Below are 452 nucleotides of genomic sequence, written 5' to 3'. Positions count from 1 at the left end.
CGCCCAGCTGCTCCTCGGTGAGCCGTCGGACGTCGTGGCGCGTGCGACGCTCTCCGAGGAGGGCGTCGACCTGCAGACGGGGGCGCTGCTCTCCTGGGAGAACGGCGCCCTCGCCTCGGTGCACTGCTCCATCGTGGGCGGTACGGCCACCTCCGCGTCGGTCACCGGGTCGGAGGGCCGCATCGACATCCCGGACGGCTTCTTCTTCCCGGAGCGGTTCGTGCTGCACCGGGACGGGCGGGACGCCGAGGAGTTCGCCGCCGACCCGGCCGACGGCCCGCGCGCCAGCCTCAAGCACGAGGCGGCGGAGGTGATGCGGGCGCTGCGGGCCGGGGAGACGGAGTCGCCGGTGGTCCCGCTGGACGGCACCCTCGGCGTGATGCGGACGCTCGACGCGATCCGGGACCGCGTCGGCGTCCGCTACCCGGGCGAGGACGCGAACGGCGCGGTGC

The 452-nt window shown here is 75.4% G+C and carries 1 pseudogene; it reads left to right on the top strand.

From position 1 onward, the window contains the following. A pseudogene (locus LPA54_RS38575) lies at positions 1-452 on the top strand (gfo/Idh/MocA family oxidoreductase); the annotation flags it as partial.

The sequence above is a fragment of the Streptomyces sp. DH12 genome (assembly GCF_020873895.1).
Taxonomy (GTDB): domain Bacteria; phylum Actinomycetota; class Actinomycetes; order Streptomycetales; family Streptomycetaceae; genus Streptomyces.
Note: the sequence above shows the minus strand (reverse complement) of the source record. Positions and strands in the feature narration are given on the sequence as shown.